The sequence below is a fragment of the Curtobacterium sp. MCBA15_007 genome (assembly GCF_001864905.1).
GTDB classification, from domain to species: domain Bacteria; phylum Actinomycetota; class Actinomycetes; order Actinomycetales; family Microbacteriaceae; genus Curtobacterium; species Curtobacterium poinsettiae.
This window is the reverse complement of sequence record NZ_MJGM01000001.1, coordinates 528,551-553,586: the sequence shown is the minus strand read 5'-3', so window position 1 is coordinate 553,586 and position 25,036 is coordinate 528,551. Positions and strand designations below refer to the sequence as shown.

Genomic DNA, 25,036 nt, shown 5'->3' with positions numbered 1-25,036 from the left:
CCGGTGTTCGCGGATCGAACCGCGGTTCGCGGGTGTTCGACGCGCGAACACCGGTGTCTTGCGGGGGTGGGGCCGGCGTCAGCCCTTGATGCCACCGGCGAGGGCGTTGCCGCCGCCGAGGCCTCGGGACACGATCACGTAGAGGGCGATGACGGGCACGGAGTAGACGATCGAGAACGCGGCGAGCTGGCCGTACGCCACCGCCCCGTTCTGCCCGAAGAAGTTGAAGATGCTCACCGCGGCGGGCACCTTCTCGGGCGAGAGCAGCAGGACGAACGGGACGAAGAAGTTCCCCCACGCCTGGATGAACACGAAGATGAACACGACCGCGATGCCCGGACGCATGAGCGGGATCACGATGCGGGTCAGGGTGGTGAGCATCGAGGCGCCGTCGGTCCACGCCGCCTCTTCGAGCGAGATCGGCACCGAGTCCATGAAGTTCTTCGCCATCCAGATCGCCATCGGCAAGCTGGTGGCGGCGAGGAAGAAGATGCAGCCCCACACGTTGTCGATCAGGTTGAGCGACACGAACAGCGCGTAGACGGGCACCATCATCGCGGTGATCGGCAGGCCGGTGCCGAACAGGATGCTGTACAGGAACGGCTTGTTGACGCGCATCTTGTAGCGGGACAGCGGGTACGCGGCCAGCAGGGCGAACACCACGGTGACGACCGCGGTGCCGCCGGAGAGCAGCAGACTGTTCGCGAGCGGGATGAACGACAGCTCGGGGGTGAGCACCTTGGCGAAGTTGTCGAGCGTGAACTGCGACGGCAGCTTCACCGACAGCGACGCCTGGGTGTCGAACGAGGCGAGCACGAGCCAGAGCAGCGGCACCGCGAAGCACACCGCGATGACGAGCAGCACGACGTTCGACACCCACCGCATGGTGCGGCCGCGCGGCGAGGTCATGTGCATCGACCCCGGTGCGGTCACCGATCGGGTCGTGGTCTGGTCGAGGGACGGGGCTGTCATGGCCATCAGTCCACCTCCGGCTTGAGAGCTCGGATGTAGATGATCGAGAAGACCGCCCCCACCACGAGCAGGATGGTCGCGATCGCCGTCCCGAAGCCGAGCTGCGAGAACTTGAACGCCTCCTGGTACGCCAGGATCGGCAGGGTCGACGAGTTCGTGCCCGGGCCGCCGCCGGTCATCACGAAGATCAGCGTGAAGACGGACAGGGTCTGCAGCGTCGTGAGCATGAGGTTCGTCGAGATGCTCCGGCGGATCACCGGGAGCGTGATGTAGACGAGCCGCTGCCAGCCGGTGGCGCCGTCGACCTCGGCGGACTCGGTGATCTCCTCGGGGACCTCCTGCACGGCGGCCGAGTAGACGAGCATCGAGAACGCGGTGCCGCGCCAGATGTTCGCCAGGATCACGGCGAGCATCGGGTACGTGTAGAGCCAGTTCGCGCCGGTGATCCCGATGGACGCGAGGAACGTGTTGAGCGTCCCCTCGTCGTTGAAGAACGCGTACGCCGCGAAGGACGCCACGATCTCGGGCAGGACCCACGCCGCCACCACGAAGGTGCCGACGATCGCCCGCATGGCCTTGTTCGCCGAGCGCATCAGCAGCGCCAGGCCGAGCCCGAGCACGTTCTGCCCCACCACGGCCGAGGCCAGCAGGAAGACGATGGTCAGGATCACGGACTTCGGGAAGTCCGGGTCCTGGAACAGCTCGACGTAGTTCTGGAAGCCGACGAACTGCTGGTCGGCCGCACTCGCACCGGTCAGGGCCGAGTTGGTGAACGACCCGTAGAACGACGAGATGACCGGACCGAGCAGGAAGATGACGAGCAGGACCAGGGCGGGCAGGAGCGGGACGGCTCGTCCGACGTTCCGCAGTGGTCGCCGCTTGCGCGGCACGGGTGGATCGGTGCGCTTCGGCGCACCAGGCGCCGACAGCGTCGGCGCGAGGGGGGTGCTGGACACGATGGGTGCCTTCCGGGTGCGGAGGGGTTCCGAAGGTGGGGAAGGACGGACTGGGCCCCGACCGCCGGTTCCGACGCGCCGCGGAGCTTGCGGAGCGGCGCGTCGGCCGTGCGGTTGGGAGAGGCGCGGTGCGGGACCGCCCCGCGCCTCCAGTCCGTCAGTGGGTGACGGACCGTCAACCAGCGGAGACGGTGTTCTCCTTGCCGACCACCTGCGTGACGGCCTTGTCGTAGGCGGCAGCCGCGTCCTTCGGCGACTGCTGACCGGTCATGACCGCTTCCATCGCGACCTGGATCGCGTTGGACACCTGCGAGTAGTCACTCGTCGCCGGGCGGAAGTTGGTGTTCTCCACCAGCCCCGAGAAGAACTTGAACGTCGGGTTCGCCGCCGTGTACTCCGGGTCGTCCGCGACGTCCTTCCGGACGGCGATCTGGCTGTTCTCGGTGTCGTACTTGAGCGAACCGTCCTTGTCGAGGAAGCTCGTGATGAAGTCGAACGCCGCCTGCGGGTTCTTCGACTTCGCGCCGACCGCCAGGGTCCAGCCGCCGGACATCGAGTTGTAGCCGGGAGCCTGCCCGTTCTGGGTCGGCATGGGTGCCTGGCCCATCACGTCGTTCCACTCGGGCCACGGCGCGGTGCCGGACTTCAGCCACGTGCCGGACTGCCACGAACCGTCCAGGTCGATCGCGAGCTTGCCCTTCGGCAGCCACGTCTGGGCGATGGTCGTGCCGACGTTCGTGTCGAGCGCCTGCTGCGGTGTCGGGCCGAGGCCGCCCTGGTAGACGTCCTTCACGAACTTGAGCGAGTCCTCGAACTGCTTCGAGCCGGTGACCCACTTCTTGTCCTTGTACAGGGTGTTGCCGGAGCCGTCGGCGCCGTACAGGAGCATCTCGAAGCCCTGCATGGTCGAGGCCTCGCCCTGCGCCTTGCCCGAGTAGATGTTGAACGGGATGACGTCGGGCTGCTTCTCCTTGATGGTCTTCGCCGCCGCGAGCACGTCGTCCCACGTCTTCGGCTTCCACGGGACGTCGAGCCCGGCCTTCTTGAAGATGTCCTTGTTGTACCAGAGGGCTCGGGTGTCGGTGCCCATGGGGACGCCGTAGATCTTGCCGTCGTCACCCTGCCCGGCCTGCTTGGCGTTGTCGAAGAACTGGTCCCACTCGTCCCACTTGTCCGTGTACTTGTCGAGTGGCAGCAGGTAGCCCGCCTCGGCATCGGCCTTGACGAGGAACGTGTCCTCGTACATGACGTCCGGGGCGGTGGCCGGCGCCTTGTTCATGAGCGCGAGCTTGGTGTAGTAGTCGTTGCCCTGCGCCTGGATGGGCACGAGGGTGACCTTCTTGCCGGGGTTGTCCTTCTCGTACTGCTTCTTGACGACCTTCATCTGGGCGTCGAGCTGCTGGAAGGCGCCGAACTTCTGGTACGCGATCTTGATCGTGTCGCTCGAGGCGGACCCCGAGCTCGAGCAGCCAGCCAGACCGACTGCGGCCACGGCCACAGCTGCGAGTCCGGCGATGATGCGGGTGCGTTTCATCGGTGCTCCTTTGCACGGGTGATGTCCGCGGGCACCATCGCCCGCGCGCAGGATTAGTCCACCGTATTGACTTAACCGTGTCAAGTGGTTGCCTGGCGGATTCGGGCGTGCCGGGTCGAATCGGGCGTACCGGGTCGGAAGTTTCGACCAGGTACGCCCGATTCCGCTTCCCATCGCGTGCGTCCTGGGAAGGAACGTCCGTCAGGAGATCGGGGTCGCGCTCCCCGTCACCGTGATCCCGCCGGCCTCGGGCACGTCCACGAGCAGCAGACTCGGACGCCCGACGTGTCGCCCCTGCCGGATCGTGACGCGGTCGCCCGGATGCGCTGCACCGATCTGCCGCAGGTACGCCCCGGTCGACGCCGCTGCCGATCCCGTCGCCGGGTCCTCGGTGATGCGCCCGGCGGGGAACAGGTTGCGCGCCTCGTACTCCCGGTCGCCGGTGCGGTGCAGCACCGTGACCGTCCCCGCCCAACCGGCCTCGCGCTTGAGCTCGGCCAGGGGCCCCGGCGCGAACCGGAACTGGTGGAACAGCTCGTAGTCGTGCAGCACGAGCACCGGGTGCCAGTTGCCGGCGAAGGACTCCAGCACCGGGAACCCCGGAGCGATGTCCGCGGCCGAGAGCCCGAGCAGGTCGAACAGCCGCACCAGCAGAACCGGGTCGATGTCCCGTGTCGCCGGCTCGACGCTCGTCATCGCGACCAGCACCGAGCCGTCCGCACCGACGGTGGCATCGAGCGTGACCTCGCCGGCCAGGGTCGTGAACACCCGGCGGCCCGGCCCCTCGCGCTCGGCCAGCGCGACGGCCAGCGCGACGGTGGCGTGCCCGCAGAACGGCACCTCGGCGCTCGGCGAGAAGTAGCGGACCCGCGGCCCGGTCGCCGTCGCACCCACGACGAATGCGGTCTCGGGGTACCCGACCTGCCGGGCGACCGCGAGCATCTGGTCGTCGGACAGTCCGGCCGCGTCGAGCACGAGCCCTGCGGGGTTGCCGCCGCCCGGCTCGGCGGCGAACGCGGTGTACCGGAGGATCTCCTGCTGCATGCCCCGACGATACTGCGGCGTCACGACGGGGTGCGCGGGCCGATCACCGACGGGTGGCCCGGCGTGGCGGGTGGGGGTAACCCCCGACCACATCCGGGTGCGCACGTGATGTTTCAGCGACGCGTTCGTCGTGAGACTGGATCCATGAGCACCGACACGCGCCCCACCACCGCTCGCCGCACCCTCCGGATCGCCCTCGCCACCACGGCTGCGGTGTCCGCCCTGCTGCTGACCGCCGGCTGCAGCGCGATCCAGGACATGGTGCCGAACAAGACGCCGCAGAAGCACTTCGACACGTACTCCGACGCCCCGCACTCCGGGGAGTCCGAGGACCTGGCCTTCTTCATGCCGAAGTGGGTGCCGAAGGACGCGAAGGACATCGACGTCCGCCTCCACGTCTCGCAGCCCGGGTACGTCATCGGGTTCGCCTCGAAGGACGGCGTGGACGTGGACGCCTGCACCCCGCTCGACACGTCATACGGCGGCACGGCGATGACCGCCGACTTCCTGCCGGAGCGTCTTCCGACCAAGGGCCTCGTCACCTGCGGCGACGGTCGCGCGGTCACCGAGATCGACGGCCGCTGGTACGGCTGGACCACGAAGGACGCCATCCCCGGTCAGGACGACACCCAGACCATGCACGGGTCGGCGGACTGACCGCAGCCACCCACCGGCCTGGAGGCGCGGGGCGGCCCCGCACCGCGCCTCCAGTCCGCCGCGCGGTCGCGCCCACCGCGCATGGTGAGCAGAAGACGTCGGGTCCGCACCGCGAACCCGACGTCTTCTGCACACTCATCGCCCCGACGTGGGGCGTGGGGACTACTCCGCAGCCGCAGCCCGACGGCGGCGACGCACGACCAGCACACCCGCACCCGCCGCGAGCAACAGGAACGCCACCAGCGCACCGGCACCCATCCCTGCGGCGCCCGTGAACGCGAGCTGCCCGTCCGCGGTGATCGTGATCGGGGTCCACCCGATCAGCGTGCCGTCCGCAGCCGTCACCGCCAACCGGTGCGCACCAACCACCGTGTCGGCAGGGATCGTCACCCGGACCGTCCCGTCAGCGCCGACCGTCACCGTTCCGATCAGCGTCGGGGTCGAGTACAACCACACGTCCACGACGTCACCCGCGGACTGCGTGCCCACCGTCACCGTGATGGTCTCCCCCGCACGAGCCGACGCCGGAGCCGAGACGCCAGCACGGTTCGCGTCGGTGAGACCGGTCTCCGACGGGGCCACCGGGGCGACCGGCGCAGCCGACGGACCAGGGGTCGGGACCGCGGTGGGCGTCCCACCCGGAGTCGGGGTCGGGGTCGGCGTCGTGCCGCCGTCGCCCGGAGACGGGATCGGCGTCGGCGTGGGCTCCGTGCCCGGGTCGGTGTCGCCGCCCTCGCACGGGTACGTCCCCGTCCGCAGCGAGAACCCGTCCGTGTCGTTGTCGTCGGCGGAGAAGGTCGCGCGCTCCCCGTCGGTGCAGACGCCCGAGATCGCGAAGCCCTCGTTGGCGAGCGTGCGGTCGGCGGCCGAGGGTGCCTCGTACAGCGTCGAGGCGCTGAAGGCCCCGTCGGTCACCTCGTACAGCGCGGTCCGGCCGGAGCACACGTCGTCGCAGACCACCCAGAGCGCGTCGAGCGTCGGGTCGAACTGCACGTCGGCGACGACGGCGAGCGAGGTCGCGATCGTGGCGATGCGCGCCGAGGACCCGTCGTCCATCAGGGCGTAGGCGTACACGCTCGCGGTGCCCTCGACCCCGACGAAGAACAGCCCCTCGCCGTGTCCGGCGTAGCGCGACGGTGCGTAGGCGGCGCCGGTGCGCTCGTCGGTGAAGCCGTGCGCGGTGAGCCAGGTGTCCGGGATCCAGGTGACGCCCTCGAGCCCGGCGTTCGCGCCGAGCCCGGGGAAGTCCGCGGCGAGGTTCCACTCGTCGGTGGCCCGCAGGGTGGCCTCGGAGCCGTCGGTCGTGGCGTAGCGCAGGACCGACGGGCGGCTCGTGCTCGACACGTCGTTGTTGCGCTCGGTCGACACGTAGACGGCGCCGGGGTCGTCGCTCGTGACGGTCACACCCTCGGCATCCGGAGTGCCCGTGCCGTCGGCGTAGCGCAGGTCGGTGCCCGCGGCGTTCGACGGTGCCCAGCCGCCCGCGCCGTCCGAGGTCAGGTGGTAGAGCAGGCCGTCGCCGTTCTGCACGGCCCAGAGCTGCCCGTCCCGCGAGGTCGTCGAGGTCGTCCAGTCGAGGCCGCTCAGGTCACCGGTGAAGGTGTCCTCGTCGTCGAGCACGGTCTCGTCCGGGCCGCCGGGCCAGGCCTCGGCGGTGACGACGCCGGCGAACCGGTTCGCCGCGCCCTTCGTGGGTGCTGCCGTCTCGGCGAAGTCCCCGGTGCCGTCGGGGTTGCGGCCGTACGTCGTGGTCGCGTGCGCCGTCCACGAGGTCGAGTCGACGACCGCGCCGCGGGCGTCGAACAGCCGCGCGGAGTCCGCCTTGCCGAGTCCGAAGCCGAACGCCGCCTCGTCGAGGACGGTGAAGCCCCCGGCCGCGACGGTCGTACCCGCGGGGATCGTGTACGCGTGGTCGTCGTCGTTGTCGCGCAGCACGTACCCGCCCAGGTCGACGGTGGTGCTGCCGGTGTTGGTCAGCTCCACCCAGTCGCCGGGGGTGCCGTCCTGCGACTCGACCTCGTTGATCCGCACGGGTGAGGAGCAGTCGTTCGCAGCCCCCTTGGTCGACGCCGTGGTGTCCACGAGCGGCCCGACACCGTCGGCGCAGCGGCCGTAGGTGACACCCGCGTGGGTCGTCCAGGCGTACCGGAGCACCAGGTCGCCGGCAGGGTCGTAGAGGCGCGCAGTGTCGGCACCACCGAGCCCGAAGTCGAAGCCGGGGGCGGTCGCGGACAGCTGGTCGACGACGAAGTACCCGCCGGCGGCGATCGTCGAGCCGCTGGGGAGCACGTACGCGTCGTGCGAGTTGTCGGAGTCGAGGAACGCGTACCCGGTCAGGTCGATCGCGGCGTCCGAGGTGTTCTCGAGCTCCACCCAATCGGTGTCGTCGGCGTTCGACTCGACCTCGTTGACGACGAGGCCGTTCGCGGCGACGGCACCGACGGACGGGTCGTCGTCACCGACGGCGGCGAGGGCCGGGCTGGCGGTGACGACACCGGCGGCGACGACCAGGGCAGTCGCGACGGCCGCGCCGATGCGGAGTGTGGGTGGGCGCAGGGCAGGAGCGCGCATGCAGGGTCCTTCTCGGGGGCGATCGGGCTGAAGACCTGCACGACTGTTCAGCATCCACGCGACCGGCCGGTGGCCGCCCGGTGAACGGGCGGTGTCCCAGGTCGCGCCCGGCGCGCTGGACGCGCGACGTGTCGGCCTGGAGGCTCGGGGCGGGCCCGCACCGCGCCTCCCGTCCGCCGTGGGCACAGCCCACCGCACCCGGTGCGCAGAAGACGCCGGGTCCGCACGGCGAACCCGACGTCTTCTGCACACTCGTTGCCCGGGGTGTCAGCGCTCGGTGACCTCCGAGAAGTCGGGCGTCCCGTCGGGCAGCGCGGGCAGGGGCGTGCCGTCGACGTAGCGGGGCCAGGCCAGCGCGCGGGAGGCCGTCGGACGGGCCGCGTACCGACGGCCGTCGGACGCGACGACCGTGCCGGGCTCGGGCGTCGGTGCCGGGGCGAGCTCAGGGTGCAGTGCAGGTGCGGGCGCGGGCGGCGCGGGCGGCGAGGGCGCTTCGGGCACGGCAGCCTCGGGCTCCGGAGCGGCGGGCGTCGGCGTCGCACCCCACGCCGGCTGCTGGTCGGGCACCGGCCACGTCGCCGATGACCGGGGCGCTCGGGGCCGGAACAGCGCGTTGCTGAGGGGCACCACGACGGTGCCGAGCAGGTCGAGGATCACCACCACCCAGACGAGCCGCCAGTAGCCCCGCGCGTAGTCGACGTCCGGCGCGAGCAGCGGGATCGAGAGCAGCAGCGCGAGCAGGGCGATGACGCCGACGGTGGTCTTCGCGACGACCTGCAGGACGGGCGTCGGGTAGCGGCGGTGGATCACGAGCAGCAGGTGGACGTGCAGGAGCGCCACCCGGGCGACGCCGACGAGCCAGATCCAGTGCCAGAAGTGCTCCAGGACGTACCAGATGCCGTCACCGTCCGGCCCCGTCGGCACGATCCACACCTTGTACAGGCCGGCGACGAGCAGGTACATCGACGTGGCGATGCTCGCGAACGCGAAGATGCCCGACCGCCGGGACGACACGTCGGCGTCGTACCAGGACAGCAACGCGAAGACGACCACCACGACGATCGTCAGGAGCAGCTGGACCGCGACCATGCCGAAGTCGCCGAGGAGCACCGCGGCGATCCCGACGAGCCCGGCGGCGACGACCGCGCCGATGATCGTGCGGAAGACGAGCGGGCGCACCCTCGCCCACCGCGGGTCCATCGTGCCGTCGGTGCTGTCCGTGCTGTCCGTGCCGCTGTCCGTCATGTGTCCCCCGTCGTCCCCGCACCCACGGCGGGTGCGTCGGACCGCAGCGTAGCGGGCCGGGGCGGTGCCCACGGATCGGGCCCGTCTCGTTGCCGGGGTCGTCAGCGCCGGATGAGCAGGGTGCTGGCCCGCGGCGAGAGCGCGGCGTCGAGCACCAGGCAGGCGGCACCCACGGCGGCGACGTCGGCACCGCGGTCACTCTCGACCACCTGCACCGGGTGCTTCGGCACGAGCAGCGGCGACCCGACGATGGCTGCACGCGCCGCGGGCAGCGCCGCACTTGCGATGCGCGACCAGAACGGGCCGCCGAACACCACGCGGTCGATGTCGAGCAGGTTGACGATGAGGACGACGGCGTTGCCCATGACGGTGCCGGCATCGGCCGCGAGCGTGACGGCGGTGTCGTCCCCGCCAGCGATCGCCGTTGCGAGTTCGTCCCACGCGGCGTCGACGTCGGTGGCGCCGCTGTCCGTGGCGTCGGCGGCGCCGGCCTCGGCGCCGTCGGCATCGTCGGCCTCGGCGTCGTTGCCATCGTCGGCGGCGCCGGCCTCGGCGCTCACGCCGCCGGACAACGCCAGGCCCCGCGACCGCGCGACCCGCACCAGCCGGTCCGGCGCGACGGCAGCGCCGACCTCGCCACGCGTGCCCGAGCCGTCCGGGGTGCCCGCGAGCGGCCCCTGGTCGACCATGATGTGTCCGGCGTCGCCCGCGTTCGACCCCACCCCGCGCACGGGTTCGTGGTCGACGACGAGCCCGACGCCGAACCCGGTGCCGAAGTACACGAACGCGAAGTTGCGGGCCGAGGACTCCCCCGCCAGGAACATCTCACCGACCGCGGCGGCCGTGACGTCCTTCTCGAGCAGGACCGGGTAGCCCGTGGCCTCGGCGAGCGCGTCGCGCAGGGGTACGTCCCGCCACCGCGGCAGGAACGGCGGGTCGACCACGATGCCCGCCTCGACGTCGATGGGTCCGGGGCTCGCGATCCCGACGCCGAGCACGCTGTCGACGGCCACCCCGGCGTCGGCGACGAGCCCGTCGACGGCCGAGGCGATGGTGCGCACCACCTGGGACGGGTCGTCGGCGGTGGGGGTCGAGGTCGTGGACGCAGCGACGACGGTGCCGGCGAGGTCGAGCAGCACGTAGGTGACGACGGCCGGGTCGACGTGCACGCCGACCGCGTACCGGCTGCCGGGCTCGAGCCGCAGGATGGTGCGGGGCTTGCCGCGGCCCGAAACGACGGTGCCGGACTCGACGATCATCCCGGCATCGATCAGGAACCGGGTGACGTTCGACACGGTCTGCGCACTCAGGCCGGTGCGGGCGGCGAGCTCGACGCGGCTCAGGCCGTCGGGCGAGCGGCGGACGGCGTCGAGGACCACGGTGCGGTTGAACCCGCCGATCGACGGGAGGTTCGCTCCGCGTCGATGCTCTGCCATGCCGCGACGATACCGCGACCCCGCCCGGGTACCCGGCGGGTGGGCCAGCGTCCGCCGCTCTGGCGCCCGCTCGCGTGGTCCGGTCCGGGTGCCCTGTGCCGGGTCAGCCCGCCGGATGCCCCGTCGACGACCGCACGACGAGCGAGACCGGGAGCGTCGCACCCTGCAGTGTCCCGTCGCCGATCGCCGCGAGCAGTCGCTCCACCGCCACGGTGCCCATCAGGGCGGTCGGTGAGTGCACGGTCGTCATGGGTGTGGGCAGCTGCGCCACGACGGAGATGTCGTTGTAGCCGACGATCGACAGGTCGTCGGGCACGCGGAGGCCGCGTTGCCGTGCAGCGCCCATCACGCCGATCGCCGCGGTGTCGTTGACGGCGAAGATCGCGGTCGGCGGGTCCGACAGCGAGAGCAGCGTGTGCGCGCCGACGACGCCTCCCTCGACCTCGAAGTCGCTGTGGACGACGAGCGCGTCGTCGACGACGAGGTCCCGTCGCTCGTGTGCCAGACGGAACCCGGCCACCCGCTCCACGGCGGTGCTGGCGTGGCGCGGACCGGCGATGACGCCGATGCGGCGGTGCCCCAACGCGAGCAGGTGTTCCGTGGCCATCCGGCCGCCCTCGACGTCGTCACCGACCACCGCGGGCATCCAGTCCCCGGGGTGGCGGTTCGTCGCGATGACCGGCACGGGGAGGTCCGTCAGCCGCGGGTTCGGGGACGACAGGTGGAGCGAGCTGACGATGAGGCCGTCGACCTGTCGGGAGAGCAGGAAGTCGACCGCGTCCAGCTGCGCGCCCATGTCGTCCGGGGGCGTCGTGAGCAGGAGCTGGTACCCGGCGGAGCGGGCAGCCGACTCGACGGACTGGCAGATCGTCGCGATGACCGTGTCGGCGAGCCGCGGCATCACGACGCCGATGGTGTTCGACCGCCGGGTCCGGAGCGACGCTGCGATCCGGTTGGGGCGGTACCCGAGCTCGGCCGCCGCCGCGATCACCCGCTGCGCCGAGTCGCTCCACCCCTTGGTCGGCTCCGCCTGTCGGAGCACGCGCGACGCCGTCGAGACGTGCACGCCGGCGAGCGCGGCGATGGCCTGGAGGTTCACGTCACCACGACGATCCTGCTGACCGTGTCCGGCCGGGTCGTCGCCTGCACTGCCCATCCGTCGAGTCTAGGTGACGGATCGTCGTGACACCGTGCGGCGCGAACGTTTGCGAGCACCTCGACCGACGACGGCCCGGACGATCCGAAACACACTGGTTACACGGCTGGACGTCGGTCGAAACAGTCGGGTGTCAGGATTCCGGGCAATGCAAACGATTGCACGAATTGCAGCAACGATGAGAGACGGTGTCCCATGGTGAAAGAGATCTTCGTGTCCTTCGGCGTCGACATCGACGCGGTCGCGGGCTGGCTCGGCTCCTACGGCGGGGCGGATTCCCCCTCGGACATCCAGCGCGGGATCTTCGCGGGGCGCACCGGTGTGCCGCGTCTGCAGAAGGTGTTCGACCGCGCCGACATCGCAGCGACCTGGTTCATCCCCGGCCACTCGCTCGAGACCTTCCCGGACGAGTGCAAGGCCCTGTTCGACGCCGGCCACGAGATCGGTGCGCACGGGTACAGCCACGAGAACCCGGTGGCGATGACCGAGGCGCAGGAGGACGCGGTGATGGAGCGCTCGGTCGAGCTGATCACCCGGCTCACGGGTCGGCAGCCGACGGGCTACGTCGCTCCGTGGTGGGAACTGAGCAGCTACACGCCCACACTCCTGGAGAAGTTCGGGTTCAGCTACGACCACAGTCAGCAGCACAAGGACTTCGTCCCCTACTACTCGATCGTCGGCGACCAGTGGACACCGATCGACTACTCGCAGGACCCGCACACGTGGATGACGCCGCTCGTCCACGGGAGCGAGATCGACCTCGTCGAGATCGCGGCGAACTGGTACGTCGACGACCTGCCCCCGATGATGTTCATCAAGTCGAGCCCGAACAGCCACGGCTTCGTCAACCCGCGCGACGTCGAGCAGATGTGGAAGGACCAGTTCGACTGGGTGTACCGCGAACTCGACTACGCCGTCTTCCCGATCACGATCCACCCCGACGTCTCCGGGCGCCCGCAGGTCCTGCTCATGATCGAGCGGCTCATCGAGTACATCAGGGGCCACGAGGGCGTCCGGTTCGTCACGATGAACGAGATCGCCGACGACTTCCGCGTCCGCTTCCCGTTCGCGCAGCCCGAGCGTCCACGCGAGTCCTGATGTGCGGCGGATGTGGCGGCAACGGCGGGAACCGTGACTGGTACGCCGCCGGTGTCGAGGACTCCCCGGCCGCGCGCAAGCGGGCGCAGCTCCGGCTGGCCGCCTGGGCGACCCGGCTCTTCGCGGACGACCGGATCCGTGTCCACGAGGTCCCGGGCACCGTCCGGCTCGTGATCGTCGGGCCGACCGGCAAGCGCGTCGTGGCGCAGGGCGTCGACGGCGTCCTGGACGCGGTCGAACAGGTCGGAGCCGGGCGCACCGACTGGTCGGCCGTCGCGACCCGCGTCCGCAGGGCCGACCCGCGGGACGACACCGACTGGGAACACCGCAGCCTCGCCCGCGCGGTCGATCGACGAAGGGACACCCGGCCGTGACGGACCCCACGCTCCCGCGGATCGTGTACCTCGCCCTCGGCGGGACCATCGCGAGCGTCACCTCGGGCGATCCGCGCGGTTCCGGCGATCCGCGCGGTTCCGGCGATCCGCGCGGTTCCGGCGCCGTCCCGCGGATCGCAGCCCGTGACCTCCTCGCCGGTGTGCCGGCCATCGCGCAGGTCGCACGGGTCGAGGCCCGCCAGCTCGGCATGGTGCCCTCTCCCTCGCTCGACTTCGACGACGTGCAGCGCGCGCTCGACGCCGCGCGGGACGCCGTCGGCTCCGGAGCCTCGGGCGTCGTGCTGTCGCAGGGCACGGACACCATCGAGGAGACCGCGTACCTGCTCGACCTCGCGTGGGACCGCTCAGAGCCCCTCGTCGTCACCGGAGCGATGCGCCACGCCTCCTCGCCCGGTGCGGACGGTCCGGCGAACCTGCTGGCGGCCGTGAACGTGGCCGCGGCACCGGCAGCAGCGGGACGCGGTGTCCTCGTCGTGCTCGACGACGAGGTGCACGCCGCCAGGGCGGTCCGCAAGACGCACACCTCGTCGACCGGCGCCTTCACCTCTCCGGGTTCCGGTCCGCTCGGACGGGTCACCGAGGGCTCGCCCGTCTTCCACGCTCCGGCGGCCCGAGTACCCGCGCTCACCACACGCGTCGCCCCGCTGCCCCCGGTGGCCCTGCAGCGGGTCACCCTCGCTGACGACGGCCGGGTCCTGTCGACCCTGGACGGACTCGGGTACCGCGGCGCGGTCATCGAGGGCTTCGGTGGCGGGCACGTCGCCGAGCGCACGGTCGATGCCGTCCGCGCACTCGCCGCGCAGATGCCGGTCGTGCTGGCGTCGCGGACCGGCGCCGGCGCGACGCTCACGACGACGTACGGCTTCGCGGGCGGCGAGATCGACCTGCTCGGCGCCGGACTCGTCCCCGCCGGCACCCTCGACGGCCTCAAGGCGCGCCTCCTGCTGGCCGCGCTGCTCGCCCTCGACGCCCCGGACGACCGCATCCACGCGGCGTTCGACGCCCACGGCCGGGGCTCATCCCCGACCGGACACCCCTGACCGCACCGACGCTCCGCCTCCGCCCGTCAGCCCGCGCCGCGACACCGTCGCAGCGCCGCACCGCCGTACCGAGAGGAAGACCATGTCCACCACGACCATCCACGAGCCCGAGGACCTCGAGCTCGCCACCGGGACGTTCCCGACGATCGGGCCGAAGGAGACCAAGCGCGGCGCGACGCTGGCGTTCTTCGCCTGGACCCTCGCCGTCTACGACTTCATCATGTTCGGCACGCTCCTCCCCCGCATCGCCGAGGACTTCGGGTGGAACGAGCAGACCGCCCTGCTGGCGAACACCCTCGTGAGCGTCGGGGTCTTCGTCGTCGTCGTCCTCGTCGGTCTGTTCGTGGACCGACTCGGTCGGCGCCGGGGCATGATGATCACGATCGGCGGCGCGGCCCTGTCCTCGCTGCTGACGGCGGCGTCGACGGGGGTCGCCTCGCTCGTCGGTTTCCGGGCCCTGAGCGGCTTCGGGATGGCCGAGCAGTCCGTCAACTCCACCTACCTCAACGAGGTCTTCGCGCTCACCGAGCTCGAGGGCGTCAAGAAGCGTCGCGGCTTCTTCTACAGCCTCGTCCAGACCGGGTGGCCGATCGGCGCGCTCCTCGCGGCCGCGTTCATCGCCGGGATCAACGGGCTGTTCGGACAGGAGTCCTGGCGGCTCGCGTTCCTCATCGCCACCGTCCCGGCGCTGTTCGTGCTGTTCCTGCGCAAGGGCATCAAGGAGACGCCGCAGCACCGTCTGAACACGTACCTGCGGCAGCTGCGGAAGTCCGGTCGCACCGAGGAGGCCACCGAGGTCGCCGCCCGCTTCGGCATCGTCGACGAGGGTCCGAACCCGCTGCGGGCGATCTTCGGCCGACGGTACGCACGCAACACCGTCGTGCTCTCGATCGCCTGGATCGTGAACTACTTCGGCATCACCACCACGAGCGTGCTCGGGACGACGATGCTCGAGGGCGTCAAGGGTGTCGACCCGAGCATGTCGCTACTCATCATCGTGCTGTCCAACGTGGTCGGCGCCGCCGGCTACCTGTTCCACGGCTGGCTCGGCGACATCATCGGCCGCAAGACCACGATCGTCGTGGGCTGGGTGCTCGCCGGTGTGTGCTGGACCCTCTTCGTGCTCGGGCCGGACGACTTCGGCTACGTCCTGGTCACCTACATGCTGACGCTGTTCTTCCTGCTCGGACCGTACGCGTCGCTGCTCTTCCTGCAGGCGGAGTGCTTCGACTCGAGCTGCCGCGCGACCGGGTCCGCGTTCGTCACCGCGATGGGACAGCCCGGCACCATCATCGGCTCGGCGGTGCTGACGGCCCTCGTCGCCGGGAGCATCGGGCTCGGCCCGGCAGCCCTCATCGTCGGTGCGGGCGGCATGGTCCTCTCCGGCCTGATCATGCTCGCGACGAAGCGCGTGGCGGTGATCGAGCATTGAGCGCCACGACACCGGCAGGCGTGTACTCCGAGTTCTCGGGGAGCGTGGTCGTCATCACCGGCGCCGCGAGCGGGATCGGCGCGGCCCTCGCCGTGCAGCTCGCCGAGTACGGCGCGAACATCGTCATCCCCGTCTTCGCGGGTGACCCGCACGATCCCGCACCCGTCGTCGACGCCGTCGAGGCGGCCGGTGGCAGCGCGCTGACGGTCACCGCGGACGTCCGCAGCACCGAGGACGTCGACGCCGTGTTCCAGGCGGCCGTCGACCGCTGGGGGCGCGTCGACCACGTCGTGGCGGGAGCGGGGGTGCTCCGTCGGCAGCCGCTCGACACCATGACCGACGCGGCGTGGGACGACATCCTGCAGGTGGACCTGCACGGTGTGATGCGCACGCTCCGGGCCGGCGCCCGACACCTCGACCGGGGCGGGTCGATGGTGGCCGTCTCGTCGATCGCGGGCGGGGTGTACGGCTGGGTCGCGCACAGCCACTACGCCGCGTGCAAGGCGGCGGTGATCGGCCTCGCCCGGAGTGCGGCAGCCGAACTCGCACCGCGTGGGATCCGGGTGAACACCATCATCCCGGGGCTCATCGAGACGCCGCAGTCCTCGGACGCCCAGAACTCGCTCGGTCCGGCGGGCCTCGCCGCCGCGGGTGCTCGGATCCCGTGGGGTCGTGTCGGCCACGCCGACGAAGCCGCCGCGGCCATCCGGTTCCTGCTCAGCCACGAGGCGCGCTACGTCACCGGGCAGGAACTCGTCGTCGACGGCGGCCTGACGATCCTGATGGCCGACTGATGCCAGACCGGACGGTGTTCGACCTCACCGGGACGACCGCGCTCGTGACGGGCGGTGCGAGCGGCATCGGGCTCGCGATCGTGGAGACCTTCGTCGCCGCAGGAGCGCGGGTCGTCGCCGCCGACCTCGACGCCGACGGCCTGGCGGACCTCGCCGAGCGGCTGGGCGTCCGGACCATCGTGCTCGACGTCACCGACGAGGACCAGGTGGAGGCCGCCGTGGCGTCGGTCGACGAGGAGTCCGGCGGGATCCAGGTCCTGGTGAACGCCGCCGGCGTGCTCTCGCAGGCGCCGCTCGAGGAACTCACCACGGAGGACTGGGCGCGTGTCATCGCGATCGACCTGACCGGGGTCTTCCTGGTGATGCGAGCAGTCGGTCGGCGGATGCTCCGCGACGGGCACGGGCGCATCATCAACCTCGCCTCGCAGCTGGCGATCAAGGGCGGTTCCGAGGTCGCGCACTACGCGGCAGCGAAGGCCGGCGTCATCGCGCTGACGAAGAGCGCCGCGATCGAGTGGAGCGGGCGGGGTGTGCTCGTCAACGCGATCGCACCCGGCCCGATCGTCTCCCCGATGACGGACCGGATGACCCAGCAGTGGCGGACGGACAAGGCCGCCGAGCTCCCGATCGGACGCTTCGGGGTCTCCGCCGAGGTCGCGCCGACCGCACTGCTCCTCGCGTCGTCCCCGGCGGGTGACCTGTACACCGGGCAGACGCTCGGCCCGAACTCGGGTGACGTCATGCCGTGAGCAGCACCCGCCGGTCGGCCGCCCGGTTCCGCCGCGACAACGGTGCGGTCTCGGTCTGCCGTCGCCACTGGCTTCCGCAGGGTCAGCACCGTTACCCTGGCCGCATGTCCGACCTGCGCCTGGAAGAACTCTCCGCGAAGACCGCTGCCGCGGCCAACTCCCTGACGCTCAAGCCGGGCCAGGAACAGTTCGTGCAGCCGACCACCTACGGGGTCGCCGAGACCGACGTCAAGCCGAGCTCCGCGTGGACCCGTGTCGTCCTCGACGACGACGAGGTCCTCGGCCTGATCATCGGTTCGTTCGACGCCGACAACGCGCAGGAAGAACTGCGCAGCTGCATCTGGCGCGTCAACGTGGCAGCCAGCGCGCAGGGCCGTGGCGTCGGTCGCTTCGCCGTGCACGGTCTGGCGGACGAAGCGCGCAGCCGCGGGTTCGAGCGACTGACGGTCGTGTACGAGCCCGGCGGCGACGACAGCCCCGAGGCGTTCTTCCGCGCCGTGGGCTTCGAGGTCGTGCGCGAGACCCAGTACGGCGACCACTTCGCGGTCCTGACGCTCTAGCACGCTCCGACGACGTGCCCACCGACGACGCATCGGTCGACTTCGGCGCCGCCGTCGCCGAGGTGGTGCGGATGATCCCGCCCGGTCACGTCATGACGTACGGCGACGTCGCCGCAGTCCTCGGATCGCGGGCCTCTCGTGCCGTCGGCAAGGTGATGGCGCACGAGGGCGCCGACCTGCCGTGGTGGCGTGTGGTGCGCGCGGGTGGGCACCCGCCGCTCCGCCACGAGGCCCGGGCGCTCGAGCACTACCGGGCCGAGGGGACCCCGCTCGTGCAGGGGACGACGACCTGGAGGCTCGACATGCGTCGTGCGCGCTGGTCACCGGCAACGGACGCGGACGACCCGTTCTGACCCCGCGCCGCGCGGGTCGACCTCAGCGGTCGAAGCGCGCACCCTTCGGGTTCGCGGGCAGCAGGCACAGGACGTACACGATCAGCGAGCCGAGGCCCGGCAGCACGTGCAGGAACTGCCAGAAGCCGGACAGGTTCGCGTCGTGCAGTCGTCGGGCGCCGAGGCCGAGGGAGCCGACGAGCGTCGCGAGCACCCACAGCATGAACAGGTACGAGCCGACGGGGTTCTCGAGCACCGGGGTGTCCGGCGTGAACACCTGCGGCACGAGCTGCAGTACGAGCCCGATCGCGAGCGACGTCAGCCACCACCACCAGAACTCGGCGCGCGATGCCCGTCCGGTGAACACGGTGTACTTCCGCCAGAACCGGCGAACGGCCTCGGTGAAGGGGGCACCGTAGAAGGGGTCGTGCAGGGCGACGCCGCCGGGCTGCACCACGCTGTCGTTGCTCATGGAGCAAGCCAACCACGTGGTGCAGCCCGACCGGGGCCTAGACGAGCGAGTCGCGCCAGGCTGCGTGCAGCTGGGCGAAGCGCCCGGTGCCGGCGATGAGGTCGGCGGGGGTACCGTCCTCGACGATCCGGCCGTGCTCCATCACGAGCACCCGGTGGGCGATCGCGACGGTGGACAGCCGGTGCGCGATGATCACCGCGGTGCGGTCGGCGAGCAGGGTCTCCAGGCCCTCCTGCACGAGTCGCTCCGAGGGGATGTCGAGCGACGCCGTGGCCTCGTCGAGGATGAGCACCTTCGGGTCCGCGATGAACGCCCGCGCGAACGAGAGCAGCTGCCGCTGGCCCGCCGAGACACGGCCACCGCGCTTGTTCACGTCGGTGTCGTACCCGTCGGGCAGCGCCATGATGAACTCGTGCGCGCCGACCGCCTTGGCCGACGCCTCGATCTCCTGGCGGGACGCCCCGGGCTTGCCGAGCGCGATGTTGTCCGCGACGGTTCCGGAGAACAGGTAGGCCTCTTGCGTGACCATGACGATCGCGCGGCGCATGTCCTTCGTGTCGAGGTCACGCAGGTCCACACCGTCGAGCTTGACGGAGCCCTGACTCGGGTCGTAGAAGCGCGCCATGAGCTTGGCGAGCGTCGACTTGCCGGCGCCGGTGGAACCGACGAGGGCGATGGTCTGCCCCGACGGGATGTGCAGGTCGAACTCCGGCAGCACGACCTTGCCCTTGTTGTAGGCGAACACGACGTCGTCGAAGTCCATCTTCCCGGTGGCGTCCGCCAGACGGGTGGGCTTCACGGGGTCCGGCACGCTCGGCCGTTCCTCGAGGACGCCGGAGATCTTCTCCATCGCCGCTGAGGCGGACTGGTACCCGTTGTAGAACATCGCGAGTTCCTGCGCCGGGTCGAAGAAGCGCTTGGCGTACAGCGCGACCGCGAGCAGCGCACCGACCTCGAGCGTCCCGCCGACGATCCGGAAGCCGCCGACGATGACGACCGCGGCGAGCGTGGCGTTGCCGATGAGCACGAGCACCGGGTCGAAGGTCCCGAACAGGTTGAACACCTTCGTGTTCGCCACCCGGTAGTCCTCGACGTAGCCGCCGTACTCGTCACGGTTGCGGGACTCCTTGCGGAACGCCTGCACCGCGCGGATGCCCGTCATCGTCTCGACGAAGTGCACGATCACGCGCGCCGAGGTGACACGGGTCGAGCGGAACAGCGTCTGCGAGTTCGTCTGGAACCAGCGGATCAGGAACCAGAGCGGCACGAGCGACACCGCGAGCACGAGCCCGGACGTCGGGTCGAGCAGCACCAGGGCCACGGCGGTGAACGCCATGTACAGCACGCCCTGGATGAGCTGGTTCAGCCCCGAGTCGAGCAGCTCGCGGATCGAGTCGAGGTCACTCGTCTGGCGCGAGATGATCCGGCCCGACGTGTAGGTCTCGTGGAACTCCAGCGAGAGCCGCTGCGTGTGCAGGAACACCCGCTTGCGCAGGTCGAACAGGATCGCCTGGCTGATCCGCGCCGCGAGCACCGTGTACCAGGCGGTGAGCACCGCACCGAGGACGGCCACGACGATGTACGTCGAGACGACGCCGAACGCCGGCACCCAGTCGTTCTGGTCCATCACCGCGGGCAGGGCGTTGTCGATGCCCCACGCGATGAGCGCCGGACCCGCGACGGTGCCGGCGGTCGAGACCACGACCACGATACCGAGCAGTACCAGCCGGAGCTTCAGCGGTGCGGCGAGGGACCCGAGCAGGGCGAGGGACCGGCGCCGCAGGCGCTTGCTCTCGGCCTTCGTGAAGTCCTCACGCTCCTCGCCGCGCACGCCCATGGTGGTGATCGAGGCGGTGACGGGCGCGGCAGACTGCGCGTCGGCGATGTCGTCGACGACGGGATCCGCGCCTCCCGGCCCGGCCGACGTGTCGAGCGGCAGGTTCTTCTCTTGCTGGCTCATGCCATCGCCTCCTGTCGTGCGGTCGCGTCGTCGTCGTCGAGCGACGAGATGACGTAGCGGTAGTGCTCGTTGGTGGCCATCAGGTCATGGTGGGTCCCGACGGCCGTGACGACGCCGTTCTCCATCAGGGCGACCCGGTCGGCCAGCGTCACCGTCGACGGACGGTGCGCCACGATGAGCGACGTGGTGTCGGCGAGCACGCGTCGCAGGCCCGCTTCGACCCGCGCCTCGGTGTCGACGTCGAGCGCCGACAGCGGGTCGTCGAGCACCAGGACCGACGGCCGCGCCGCGATCGCACGGGCGAGTGCCAGACGCTGGCGCTGCCCACCGGACAGCGACAGCCCCTCTTCACCGACCCGGGTGTCGACGCCGTCGGGCAGGTCGTCCACGAAGGACGCCTGCGCGATGTCGAGCGCCTCACGCATGAGCGCCTCGGCCTCGGCACCCTGCACGTCCGGTCGACCGAGCAGCACGTTCTCACGCACGGTCGACGAGAACAGGGTGGCGTCCTCGAAGGCGACGCCGACGTGCCGGCGGAGCTCTTCGCGGGTGAGGTCGCGGATGTCGACCCCGTCGATCGTCACCGAACCACCGGTCACGTCGTACAGACGCGGCACGAGCGAGAGCAGCGTGGTCTTGCCGCAGCCGGTCAGCCCGACGAGCGCCATGGTCTCGCCCGGCTGCAGCTGCAGTTCGACGCCGTTGATCAGGTCCGGGTACTGCGGTGCGGAGTCCTGGTACCGGAAGTGCACGCCGTTGAACGACAGCGCACCGTGCGGCTCGGCGATCGTCTTCGGGTGTTCCGGGTCCGTGATGGTGTTCTCGGAGTCCATGACCTCGAAGAAGCGGTCGACCGCCGTGCGGGTGTCGAACGTCATCGAGAGCAGGAAGCCGATCGACTCGATCGGGAACCGCAGCACCGTCGCCGTCGCGAAGAACGCGAACAGCTGGCCGACGGTGAGCTGCCCCTGCGATGCGAGCCAGATGCCGGCGAGCAGGCACAGCGCGAACGCGACGTCCGGCACGAGCAGCAGCCACAGCCAGATGCCGGCGATGGCCTTCGCCTTCTTGATCTCGGTGCCGCGCAGGGCTTCGGCCTGCTCGCTGAACTCCTCGAGCTTCGCGCCGCCGCGACCGAACGCCTTGAGCACGCGGATGCCGTGCACCGACTGCTCGACGCTCGTGGCGAGGTCGCCCACCTGGTCCTGGCTGCGGCGTGCGACGGCGGAGTACCGGCGCTCGAACAGCAGGCCGTTGATCCACAGCGGGATCGACGCGATCAGGAAGATCAGCCCGAGGATCCACCCGAAGGTGAACAGCACGACGAAGCCGACGACGATCGTCACGATGTTGACGACGAGCAGGACGACGCCGAAGGCCAGCCAGCGCCGGATCAGCGACAGGTCGGACACGGAACGGGACAGCAGCTGCCCGGACTCCCAGCGGTCGTGGAACGCGACCGGCAGGTCCTGCAGCTTCGCGTAGAGCGAGTTGCGCATGCTCGTCTCGATGCGGGTCGAGGGACGCATCACCAGCCGACGGCGCGAGGCGATGAAGAACGCCTCGAGCACACCGAGGGCGAGCACCCCGAGCCCGGCGGGCCAGATCTGTGCCGAGTCGCGCGACGACAGCGGACCGTCGACGAGCCACTGCAGCACGTAGGGGATTGCGAGCGCCACCAGGGAGGCTCCCATCGCTGCGGCCATGCCGCCGATGAGGCGCCCCTGGTAGGGCTTCACGTAGGGGTAGATCCGCGCGATCGCGCGGAAGGTGGACGGGCGCGCCGTGGTGGGCGACTTGGACATGGTTGCGTCCTCATGCGTCTGCCGGGTCCCCGGGTCGCGCTGCGCGGTGCGTGCTTGCTTGCTTGCTGCTTGCTTGCTTACTGCTTGCTTGCTGCTTGCTTGCTCGCGTCGCGCGGCTTCGGCCTGGAGGCTCGGTGTGGCGTTGCGTGGTGATCATCGGCCGGGCGCGTGGTCGCGTCTCCGCCGTCACTCGCGTGACGTCGGTCGGGCCGGAGGCACCGGGGGAGCGTCGTCCCCCGGGTTCAGGCGGGTGGTTCGCGGACGCCGGTGGTGCTGCGTCGCGGGGCCGTGGGAACGGCCCGACTAGACGGCGGCCGCGACGCGGGGTCGCGGTGCGATCGGGGATCGCCGTGCGGGAGTGGTCCCCACGACGGACACGAGACCTGCGCGGGCGGCCGTCGCCACGGTTCCGGTCATGTTGTCCATCGTCACTCCAGTCGTCGTCTTCGTCACCGTTGTGTCCGCGGTGCCGCCGGTCCCGAGGGATCGTCGGCTGCCTGCCGCGGAGCCTTACAGACTATTCACAGTGACTGTCGCCGCGCAATGGTCTGCCACCGATTGTTCACATCGGTGGACGAAGTGGCAGTGCACATCAGTGGAAGAAGTGGCGCTCGCTCGTGAAGTACATCGTCACGCCAGCAGCCTTCGCCGCAGCGATGACCTCGTCGTCACGGACGCTGCCACCGGGCTGCGCCACCGCACGGACACCGGCGTCGAGCAGCACCTGCAGGCCGTCGGCGAACGGGAAGAACGCATCCGACGCCGCGACGCTGCCGGCAGCCCGGTCACCCGCACGGTTCACGGCGAGGTGGCACGAGTCGACCCGGTTGACCTGGCCCATGCCGACACCGACGCTCGCGCCCTGGTTCGCGAGCAGGATGGCGTTGGACTTCACCGAACGGCTGGCACGCCACGCGAAGGCCAGGTCGGTCAGGGTCTGCGCATCGGCGGGCTCGCCGGCGACGAGGGTCCAGGTGGACTGGTCGAAGCCCGTGAAGCGGTCGGCGTCCTGCACCAGGAACCCGCCGGAGACCTGCTTGACCTCGCGGTCGGCGAGCGCGAAGTCGGCCGGCAGCGTGAGCAGGCGGATGTTCTTCTTGCGCGACAGGACCTCGAGCGCCTCGGGGTCGAACCCGGGGGCGACGACGACCTCGGTGAAGATGTCCTTGACGGTCTCGGCCATGGCCAGGGTGACCGGGCGGTTCGCGGCGATGACCCCGCCGAACGCCGACAGCGGGTCGCAGGCGTGCGCGGCGGCGTGGGCCGAGGCGATCGGGTCGGCGGCGTCGGCCGGGGCGATCGCGATGCCGCACGGGTTGGCGTGCTTGATGATCGCGACGGCGGGCTCGTCGAAGTCGAAGGCCGCGCGGACCGCCGCGTCGGCGTCGACGTAGTTGTTGTACGACATCTCCTTGCCGTGCAGCTGCGTCGCCTGTGCGATACCGGTGCCGTCCGGCGTCGTGTAGAGCGCCGCGGCCTGGTGGGCGTTCTCGCCGTAACGCAGGGTCGCGGACAGCTCGGCACCGACCGACAGGTGCTCGTCGAACGCGCCAGGGGTCCGGATGTCGCCGGAGGTCGTCGGGGCTGCGGCGGCGGAGACGACGTCGCTCGCGAAGTAGGACGCCACCGCGGTGTCGTACGCGGCGGTGTGCGCGAAGGCCTGGGCGGCGAGGCACTTGCGGAGCTCGAGCGTGGTGCCGCCGGCACGCACGGCCTCGACGACCTCGGGGTAGGACGCCGGGGACACGACGATCGCCACGTTCGGGTGGTTCTTCGCCGAGGCACGGACCATCGCGGGGCCGCCGATGTCGACGTTCTCGACCACGGTCGCGGTGTCGGCGCCGGACGCCACGGTCTCGACGAACGGGTAGAGGTTCACCACGACGAGTTCGAACGGCGCGATGTCGAGGTCGGCGAGCTGCTGCTCGTGCGACTCGAGCCGCAGGTCGGCGAGCAGGCCGGCGTGCACCGACGGGTGCAGCGTCTTCACGCGACCGTCGAGCGACTCGGGGAACCCGGTGACGCTCGCGACGTCGGTGACGGCGTACCCGGCGTCACGGATGGTCTGGGCGGTGGAGCCGGTCGACACGATCTCGACCCCGGAGTCGGCCAGTGCGCCGGCGAGCTCGAGCAGGCCGGACTTGTCGCTCACCGAGATGAGTGCACGGCGGACCGGCACCACGTCCCGGTCGCGGTAGAGGCTGGGGTCGGCTGCGTGCACGCTCATGCGCTCGGGGTGCCCTTCAGTTCGGTGGTGCCGTTGGCGATGTCGAGGATGGTCTGGATGAGCAGGCGGCGCTCGACCGGCTTGATGCGGTCGTGCAGCGTCGACTCGCTGTCGCCCGGCAGCACCGGGATGCGCTCCTGGGCCAGGATCGGCCCGGTGTCGACGCCGTCGTCGACCGCGATGACGCTCGCGCCGGTCTGGGTCACGCCGGCGGCGAGTGCGTCCCGCACGCCGTGGGCGCCGGGGAACTCGGGCAGGTACGCCGGGTGGGTGTTGATGATCCCCGGTGCGAACTCGGACACCACGGCCGGGGGCAGCAGGCGCATCAGGCCGGAGAGCACGAGCAGGTCGGGCGACCACGGACGGATCTGCTCCGCCAGGGCCTGCCCCCACTCGGCGCGGGAGTCGTAGCGGGTGAACGGGACCGTGAAGGTCGGGATCGAGAACTCCTCGCCCAGCCCGAGCCCCTCGGCGTCGCGGTCGGCACCGATGGCGACGACACGGGCGGGGTACTCGGCGTCGAAGGTCGCTTCGAGCAGGGCTCGGAGGTTCGACCCGGTACCGGAGATCAGGACGACCAGTTCGAGCACGGCACCAACCC

The 25,036-nt window shown here is 70.8% G+C and carries 22 protein-coding genes; 9 read left to right on the top strand and 13 right to left on the bottom strand.

Going from position 1 to position 25,036, the window contains the following annotated elements:
• Window positions 1–78: 78 nt before the first annotated feature.
• From BIU95_RS02670 to BIU95_RS02655, 4 genes are all read right to left on the bottom strand, one after another.
• Complete coding sequence (locus BIU95_RS02670) at window positions 79–915, bottom strand: carbohydrate ABC transporter permease (RefSeq protein ID WP_031260255.1); 837 nt, start codon at window positions 913–915, stop codon at window positions 79–81.
• Between the two features lie 62 nt (window positions 916–977).
• Window positions 978–1,862: a carbohydrate ABC transporter permease gene (locus BIU95_RS02665; protein ID WP_236559590.1), complete on the bottom strand. Its 885-nt coding sequence runs from the start codon at window positions 1,860–1,862 to the stop codon at window positions 978–980.
• Window positions 1,863–2,103: 241 nt separating this feature from the next.
• Complete coding sequence (locus BIU95_RS02660; RefSeq protein ID WP_017888132.1) at window positions 2,104–3,462, bottom strand: extracellular solute-binding protein; 1,359 nt, start codon at window positions 3,460–3,462, stop codon at window positions 2,104–2,106.
• Between the two features lie 201 nt (window positions 3,463–3,663).
• Window positions 3,664–4,506 carry a PhzF family phenazine biosynthesis protein gene (locus BIU95_RS02655; protein WP_071250232.1) on the bottom strand — a complete coding sequence of 281 codons (843 nt, stop codon included), beginning with the start codon at window positions 4,504–4,506 and terminating at the stop codon, window positions 3,664–3,666.
• Between the two features lie 144 nt (window positions 4,507–4,650).
• Between BIU95_RS02655 and BIU95_RS02650 the strand changes: the two genes are divergently transcribed.
• Window positions 4,651–5,163: a hypothetical protein gene (locus tag BIU95_RS02650; protein WP_071250230.1), complete on the top strand. Its 513-nt coding sequence runs from the start codon at window positions 4,651–4,653 to the stop codon at window positions 5,161–5,163.
• Window positions 5,164–5,325: 162 nt separating this feature from the next.
• Here BIU95_RS02650 and BIU95_RS02645 read toward each other — a convergent pair whose 3' ends face one another.
• From BIU95_RS02645 to BIU95_RS02630, 4 genes are all read right to left on the bottom strand, one after another.
• Complete coding sequence (locus BIU95_RS02645) at window positions 5,326–7,734, bottom strand: lamin tail domain-containing protein (protein WP_071250228.1); 2,409 nt, start codon at window positions 7,732–7,734, stop codon at window positions 5,326–5,328.
• A 267-nt stretch (window positions 7,735–8,001) separates the two neighbouring features.
• A complete protein-coding gene (locus BIU95_RS18095) occupies window positions 8,002–8,979 on the bottom strand; it encodes a hypothetical protein (RefSeq protein ID WP_071250226.1) in 978 nt (325 codons plus the stop codon).
• A gap of 101 nt (window positions 8,980–9,080) precedes the next feature.
• Window positions 9,081–10,415, bottom strand: coding sequence for an ROK family transcriptional regulator (locus BIU95_RS02635; protein WP_071250224.1), 1,335 nt, complete (start codon window positions 10,413–10,415; stop codon window positions 9,081–9,083).
• A gap of 103 nt (window positions 10,416–10,518) precedes the next feature.
• A complete protein-coding gene (locus BIU95_RS02630) occupies window positions 10,519–11,571 on the bottom strand; it encodes a LacI family DNA-binding transcriptional regulator (RefSeq protein ID WP_082046968.1) in 1,053 nt (350 codons plus the stop codon).
• Window positions 11,572–11,766: 195 nt separating this feature from the next.
• Between BIU95_RS02630 and BIU95_RS02625 the strand changes: the two genes are divergently transcribed.
• From BIU95_RS02625 to BIU95_RS18905, 8 genes are all read left to right on the top strand, one after another.
• The gene (locus tag BIU95_RS02625) at window positions 11,767–12,669 is read left to right on the top strand and encodes a polysaccharide deacetylase (RefSeq protein ID WP_017888138.1); all 903 of its coding nucleotides are present in this window, start codon (window positions 11,767–11,769) and stop codon (window positions 12,667–12,669) included.
• Window positions 12,669–13,043: a hypothetical protein gene (locus BIU95_RS02620; RefSeq protein WP_017888139.1), complete on the top strand. Its 375-nt coding sequence runs from the start codon at window positions 12,669–12,671 to the stop codon at window positions 13,041–13,043. Before BIU95_RS02625 ends, BIU95_RS02620 begins: the two co-directional genes overlap by 1 nt.
• A complete protein-coding gene (locus BIU95_RS02615) occupies window positions 13,040–14,104 on the top strand; it encodes an asparaginase (protein WP_071250222.1) in 1,065 nt (354 codons plus the stop codon). Before BIU95_RS02620 ends, BIU95_RS02615 begins: the two co-directional genes overlap by 4 nt.
• A gap of 82 nt (window positions 14,105–14,186) precedes the next feature.
• Window positions 14,187–15,536, top strand: a complete 1,350-nt coding sequence (locus tag BIU95_RS02610; RefSeq protein WP_082046967.1) for an MFS transporter — start codon at window positions 14,187–14,189, stop codon at window positions 15,534–15,536.
• Complete coding sequence (locus tag BIU95_RS02605) at window positions 15,533–16,330, top strand: SDR family NAD(P)-dependent oxidoreductase (RefSeq protein WP_231564095.1); 798 nt, start codon at window positions 15,533–15,535, stop codon at window positions 16,328–16,330. The genes BIU95_RS02610 and BIU95_RS02605 overlap by 4 nt, the downstream gene beginning before the upstream one ends.
• Window positions 16,330–17,079 carry an SDR family NAD(P)-dependent oxidoreductase gene (locus tag BIU95_RS02600; RefSeq protein WP_042539809.1) on the top strand — a complete coding sequence of 250 codons (750 nt, stop codon included), beginning with the start codon at window positions 16,330–16,332 and terminating at the stop codon, window positions 17,077–17,079. Before BIU95_RS02605 ends, BIU95_RS02600 begins: the two co-directional genes overlap by 1 nt.
• A 104-nt stretch (window positions 17,080–17,183) precedes the next feature.
• Entirely contained in the window at window positions 17,184–17,639 is a 456-nt protein-coding gene (locus BIU95_RS18910) for a GNAT family N-acetyltransferase (RefSeq protein ID WP_017888144.1), read from the top strand.
• 14 nt (window positions 17,640–17,653) lie between these two features.
• Window positions 17,654–17,992: an MGMT family protein gene (locus BIU95_RS18905; RefSeq protein ID WP_017888145.1), complete on the top strand. Its 339-nt coding sequence runs from the start codon at window positions 17,654–17,656 to the stop codon at window positions 17,990–17,992.
• Window positions 17,993–18,014: 22 nt separating this feature from the next.
• Here BIU95_RS18905 and BIU95_RS02585 read toward each other — a convergent pair whose 3' ends face one another.
• The 5 genes from BIU95_RS02585 to purN all read right to left on the bottom strand — a co-directional run bounded on the left by BIU95_RS02585 (window position 18,015) and on the right by purN (window position 25,025).
• Complete coding sequence (locus tag BIU95_RS02585) at window positions 18,015–18,443, bottom strand: DUF805 domain-containing protein (protein ID WP_017888146.1); 429 nt, start codon at window positions 18,441–18,443, stop codon at window positions 18,015–18,017.
• A 37-nt stretch (window positions 18,444–18,480) separates the two neighbouring features.
• Window positions 18,481–20,280 carry an ABC transporter ATP-binding protein gene (locus BIU95_RS02580; RefSeq protein WP_031260262.1) on the bottom strand — a complete coding sequence of 600 codons (1,800 nt, stop codon included), beginning with the start codon at window positions 20,278–20,280 and terminating at the stop codon, window positions 18,481–18,483.
• Between the two features lie 119 nt (window positions 20,281–20,399).
• Window positions 20,400–22,208 (bottom strand): ABC transporter ATP-binding protein, encoded by a 1,809-nt coding sequence (locus tag BIU95_RS02575; protein ID WP_042539805.1) that lies wholly within the window; start codon window positions 22,206–22,208, stop codon window positions 20,400–20,402.
• A gap of 592 nt (window positions 22,209–22,800) precedes the next feature.
• Window positions 22,801–24,435 carry a bifunctional phosphoribosylaminoimidazolecarboxamide formyltransferase/IMP cyclohydrolase gene (gene purH, locus BIU95_RS02570; RefSeq protein WP_071250220.1) on the bottom strand — a complete coding sequence of 545 codons (1,635 nt, stop codon included), beginning with the start codon at window positions 24,433–24,435 and terminating at the stop codon, window positions 22,801–22,803.
• Window positions 24,432–25,025, bottom strand: coding sequence for a phosphoribosylglycinamide formyltransferase (gene purN, locus BIU95_RS02565; RefSeq protein WP_071250218.1), 594 nt, complete (start codon window positions 25,023–25,025; stop codon window positions 24,432–24,434). The genes purH and purN overlap by 4 nt, the downstream gene beginning before the upstream one ends.
• Window positions 25,026–25,036 lie beyond the last annotated feature (11 nt).

Coding starts and splice junctions, on each gene's coding strand:
- BIU95_RS02670 (WP_031260255.1), bottom strand. CDS start 915: ATGCACATGACCTCGCCGCGCGGCCGCACCATGCGGTGGGTGTCGAAC.
- BIU95_RS02660 (WP_017888132.1), bottom strand. CDS start 3,462: ATGAAACGCACCCGCATCATCGCCGGACTCGCAGCTGTGGCCGTGGCC.
- BIU95_RS02655 (WP_071250232.1), bottom strand. CDS start 4,506: ATGCAGCAGGAGATCCTCCGGTACACCGCGTTCGCCGCCGAGCCGGGC.
- BIU95_RS02650 (WP_071250230.1), top strand. CDS start 4,651: ATGAGCACCGACACGCGCCCCACCACCGCTCGCCGCACCCTCCGGATC.
- BIU95_RS02645 (WP_071250228.1), bottom strand. CDS start 7,734: ATGCGCGCTCCTGCCCTGCGCCCACCCACACTCCGCATCGGCGCGGCC.
- BIU95_RS18095 (WP_071250226.1), bottom strand. CDS start 8,979: ATGACGGACAGCGGCACGGACAGCACGGACAGCACCGACGGCACGATG.
- BIU95_RS02635 (WP_071250224.1), bottom strand. CDS start 10,415: ATGGCAGAGCATCGACGCGGAGCGAACCTCCCGTCGATCGGCGGGTTC.
- BIU95_RS02630 (WP_082046968.1), bottom strand. CDS start 11,571: ATGGGCAGTGCAGGCGACGACCCGGCCGGACACGGTCAGCAGGATCGT.
- BIU95_RS02625 (WP_017888138.1), top strand. CDS start 11,767: ATGGTGAAAGAGATCTTCGTGTCCTTCGGCGTCGACATCGACGCGGTC.
- BIU95_RS02620 (WP_017888139.1), top strand. CDS start 12,669: ATGTGCGGCGGATGTGGCGGCAACGGCGGGAACCGTGACTGGTACGCC.
- BIU95_RS02610 (WP_082046967.1), top strand. CDS start 14,187: ATGTCCACCACGACCATCCACGAGCCCGAGGACCTCGAGCTCGCCACC.
- BIU95_RS02600 (WP_042539809.1), top strand. CDS start 16,330: ATGCCAGACCGGACGGTGTTCGACCTCACCGGGACGACCGCGCTCGTG.
- BIU95_RS18910 (WP_017888144.1), top strand. CDS start 17,184: ATGTCCGACCTGCGCCTGGAAGAACTCTCCGCGAAGACCGCTGCCGCG.
- BIU95_RS02585 (WP_017888146.1), bottom strand. CDS start 18,443: ATGAGCAACGACAGCGTGGTGCAGCCCGGCGGCGTCGCCCTGCACGAC.
- BIU95_RS02580 (WP_031260262.1), bottom strand. CDS start 20,280: ATGGGCGTGCGCGGCGAGGAGCGTGAGGACTTCACGAAGGCCGAGAGC.
- BIU95_RS02575 (WP_042539805.1), bottom strand. CDS start 22,208: ATGTCCAAGTCGCCCACCACGGCGCGCCCGTCCACCTTCCGCGCGATC.
- purH (WP_071250220.1), bottom strand. CDS start 24,435: ATGAGCGTGCACGCAGCCGACCCCAGCCTCTACCGCGACCGGGACGTG.